The 3970-nt window shown below is 63.2% G+C and carries 5 protein-coding genes and 1 pseudogene; 5 read left to right on the top strand and 1 reads right to left on the bottom strand.

The features are described from left to right. The 5 genes and pseudogenes from ACX40P_RS15100 to ACX40P_RS15120 all read left to right on the top strand — a co-directional run. Positions 1 to 871 (top strand): annotated as a pseudogene (locus ACX40P_RS15100) (hypothetical protein); the annotation flags it as partial. A gap of 103 nt (positions 872 to 974) precedes the next feature. After that, positions 975 to 1553, top strand: coding sequence for a hypothetical protein (locus tag ACX40P_RS15105; RefSeq protein ID WP_459127182.1), 579 nt, complete (start codon positions 975 to 977; stop codon positions 1551 to 1553). Between the two features lie 430 nt (positions 1554 to 1983). After that, positions 1984 to 2232 (top strand): excalibur calcium-binding domain-containing protein, encoded by a 249-nt coding sequence (locus ACX40P_RS15110; protein WP_459127186.1) that lies wholly within the window; start codon positions 1984 to 1986, stop codon positions 2230 to 2232. A gap of 88 nt (positions 2233 to 2320) precedes the next feature. Beyond that, positions 2321 to 2524, top strand: a complete 204-nt coding sequence (locus tag ACX40P_RS15115) for a hypothetical protein (RefSeq protein ID WP_459127183.1) — start codon at positions 2321 to 2323, stop codon at positions 2522 to 2524. An 8-nt stretch (positions 2525 to 2532) separates the two neighbouring features. Continuing rightward, positions 2533 to 3051: a hypothetical protein gene (locus tag ACX40P_RS15120; protein WP_459127184.1), complete on the top strand. Its 519-nt coding sequence runs from the start codon at positions 2533 to 2535 to the stop codon at positions 3049 to 3051. Positions 3052 to 3053: 2 nt separating this feature from the next. On the opposite strand, the gene ACX40P_RS15125 is transcribed toward ACX40P_RS15120, so the two are convergent. Further along, positions 3054 to 3970: serine hydrolase domain-containing protein (locus ACX40P_RS15125; protein ID WP_459127185.1), on the bottom strand; the 917-nt coding region annotated here is incomplete at its 5' end.

Consider the following 3970-nt stretch of genomic DNA (forward strand, 5'->3'; position numbering starts at 1 on the left):
TCAGGGTCTGCACAGCGGCATCGTCGATCCGGACATCTTCGAGCAGGTGCAGCGCAAGCTTGCCGACAACCTGCAGGGGCACCGCAGCCGCAGTCGTGTCACGAACGCCAGCCTGCTCGCCGGCAAGGTCGAGGACGAGCAGGGTCACCAGCTCATCTGCGATCATGCCAGCAAGGGTAGCACCCGGTACCGTTACTATGCCACGCGGCACGGGCGCGGAGACGAGCTGCGCATTCCGGCGCGAGAGCTCGAGACCCTGGTTACCGACCGCATCGCCGCTGCGCTGGCCAACCCGATTGCGCTGGCCGCGGACCTTGGCCTGCCGCTTGACGCCGACACCTTGCGTCGGGTTACGGGAGCGACAGCACCGCCGAACGTCACCCGCAACCGGCCGATCCTGGACGCGCTGATCCAACGGGTGCGGATTACGCACGATGCGCTCGCCATCGACTGCAACAGCGCCGAGCTCGCGAAGCTGCTCAACCTCCCCGCCCCGACCTGCACAGCGACGACCACGCTAGTCATCACGGCACGGATCACGCGCACTGGCTCCGTCGTGAAGCTGGTCGACGCCGCCGGCGCACCGCTCGTCGCCGCCCCCGATACCGCGCTGCTGCGGCTGATCGCCAAAGCCCACCGCTGGTGGGCCGAGCTGCGCAAGGGCGAGCTCGACATCACCACGCTGGCTATCCGCGAAGGCGTGAAGCCCTCCTACATGACCCGCGTGCTGCGGCTCGCGTTCCTCAGCCCCATAGTCATCAACGCCGTGCTGAAGGGGCGTCAGAGCACCGCGGCCACGATCAGCGAGCTGACGCTCGGCCGGGGAGTTTCAGCTACGTGGGAGGAACAAGTCCGCGGGTTGATCGCGTGATCGGAGTCGCAGCCGTGTCCGACTTTGGTGGAAAGCGAACATTTGCTTTGGCGAGGGCTGCCATTATTCAGACTGAGGCAGATGAAGCGTTAGGGGGACAACGGTGGCGCCTTTCGAATATGCAATCGGGCTGATCTCTATATTGATGAGCTTGGCTCTCGCCGACCTTGTAATTGGCGTCCACAAGATCCTGCGGCACCGGCGAACGGTCCGCTGGGATGGGCGCATACTCGCGGCCACCGCCCTTGTGATACTTGAAGTTATTCGCATCTGGTTCGCACAGTGGACCATTCGCGACGCCACAACGGTGCTCATTTTTCCAGTTTATGTTTACCTCTTCGGACATGTCCTCTTGCTCGTGCTCACGGCTCTCGCTTGCCTGCCCGACGAGGTTGGCGACAACTGCGATCTGTCCGCGTTCTATGACCAAAACAGGCGATATTTCTGGGGCGCGTTCACGGCGACCCAAGCAGCCTATTTTGCCGGCTGGTTCATCTTCGGTGGCACGCAAGCAAGTTCGACCGGTCCAATCGGACCTCTGGACTGGATCAGGATGCTAGCCCCGCTTGCCGCATTTGGGGCACTGATCTTTGTCCGTTGGCGGTGGCTCGACTATGCGGTCCCGCTTGCCGCAATCGCGTTCTACGCTTGGCTATACTGGCCACAGACCCTCGGAGGATGAATGTCTGCAACTCGGCGAAAGAATTCGCTCAGGCCGTTGTGAGCTATCGCCCGTGGGCGCACAGGCAACCGGAATTTAATTTGCGTGCGCGAGGGTAATTCACATGTCCTTCGTTGCCCTCGCCTGCTTACTGATCGCCGTTGACGGCGACACGCTACGCTGTGGGCAGGAAGTCATCCGCCTCGTCGGCATCGATGCCCCTGAATTGCCGGGCCACTGCCGAGACGGTCGCGACTGCGCTCCCGGCGATCCGTTCGCTTCCAGGCGGGCGCTGGAAGCGGCGTCTCGCGGCACTGCCGTGATCGATCGACAAGGGCGTGACATCTACGACCGGACGCTGGCCAGGATACGGGTCAACGGGGTGGATTTGTCCTGCGCGCAGCTGGCTTCGGCGCACGCGATATATCGATCCGATTGGGACCAGTTCGGGATGGTACGGGCCGACTGCGGGGTTACGCAGCCCCCCGATACGGCCCTACCTTCGCCGCGCCCTTCTGCCCCCCGCAGAAGGCTCCCTTCGGCTGAGACAGCAGCGTCGAGCTGGAGCTACCGAAACTGCAGCGACGCCCGCCGTGCCGGTGCCGCCCCATTGCATCGGGGTACACCCGGCTACGGTGCACATATGGATGGCGACGGTGATGGCATCGCGTGCGAGCCGTACAAAGGCGCGACCCGCTGACCGCCTTCGCCCTTGCCGAATGTTCCTCTATTGTTCTACGCAGAGCCCACGCTGATTCGTGGCGTCTCGACATCGATGGAGCCTTGGCATGGAGCACGATCTCCGGCTGCGTGCAGCTGCGCGCGCGATTTACGACGCCTGTTATCCGAGCGAGGAATGGGCACTGGTCGGCTTCGACGAGGCCGAGCGCTGCGCGACGGTGCATTACCGGCAGGCCGTCGGAGCGGCGCAGCAGGCACGCGCTGTCCTGGCCGAGCAGGGCGAGCAGTTCCCCCTCCCCGTCTTCGCGTAACCTGGCATGTGGTTGGCGACCCGAAGACCCTTCACGATCTGCATCGTATCGAAGCGCAGGTCCGCGTCAGTTGCCGAAGCTGCCTGGCTACCGAGGTCTGGGATCTGGCGGCACTGATCGACGAGGTGCGGGCCAACGGCGGCAATACGGATTGGCGCGCGGCCCGGTCGGCGCTCAAATGCCCCAAGCGATGCGCGTCTCCACTCATCCATCTCCTGCCGATACCCTACGGCAAGCAACGCGCTCGCCAGCGAGCCCACCGCCACGCGCTTATCAACCTCGCACTGCAGATCCTGCAGGCGGCGGCCTATCAATCCAGCAGCAAGGCGGTCGGGACGATCGAGGTTCGCCTGGCGCTCCACGTCCTGCGTCCGTTCGTCCGCGATCCGAAGCTTCTCACGGAATATTGGACCGCTGCCACGCTCGAACCCCGGCACCCATGGACGAGCTGTCATCGGCCGTATCGGGCAATCGTGGACCGGCTCGTCGAACTGAAGGCACCGGTCGAGGCGACGAATATCCCATGAGCTCAGGCTTGTGCGATCGTCTCCACCCAGGTGCCGATTTGCGACTGTTCTATATCGGTCGTGTTGAACACCACGACAGTTTCGCTCCGGGCAATGCGGTGCGCAATGTGCGTCCGATATCCCTGGACCTTGCCCGTTTCCCACGCCCATGGGTCACCCGCGATAAGGTGTATCCGCCCACCCAGTGCGTATTCTTGCGCGGGCCATCTGATCCTGGCTAGCTCCGTTCGTGACGATGGCGTCAGTAGCCGACCATGAAAGGTACCGTGCGCGGCACGGACAGCGTCGCGCACCGTTCCGGCAACATTGCCGGATGCTGCAAGGAAGGCGGGCACGGTCGCCATCTTGCGCACCGGCGGAGCGACGGATGAGTAAGCCGCTGCCAGGTGTGGAACTGCCGGCTGATCGTGTTGAACGAAGCCGGCGCCGGACATGTTCAAGGGTTGCAGCACCAGCCGCCGCATCAGCACCGGGAACGATTCTCCGGATGCTGCTTCCAGAATTTGCGCGACAATTGACCAATTCAGCGCGGCATAATCCCAACCCTCACCCGGCTGAAACGCCAGGTCGCCCCCTGCAAAGCGCTTCACAATCTCCGACGTCGTCGCCGTGGACGTGCGCAGTTCCGGCTCGGTAGAGATTTGTCGGCTGAGCAGATCTGGTATGCCACTCGTGTTCGAGAGCAAATGCTGCACGAGCACGCGCTTCCCTGTGTCCGCTCTGAACTGCGGCAGGTAGGTGCTGATTGGCGCATCGAGTCGCAGCTTCCCCTGCTCGACGAGTCTTAGCGCCGCAACGCTCGTGAGCCATTTTGAGGCCGAGCCCCACCGGATTGCGGTAGTTGCCGAGAATGGCGTTCGTGCTTCGACATCCGCAAATCCGGAAGTTCTGACATGTTCAATCCGGCCGTCATGCGCAA

It is taken from the genome of Sphingomonas sp. RS2018 (assembly GCF_054489605.1).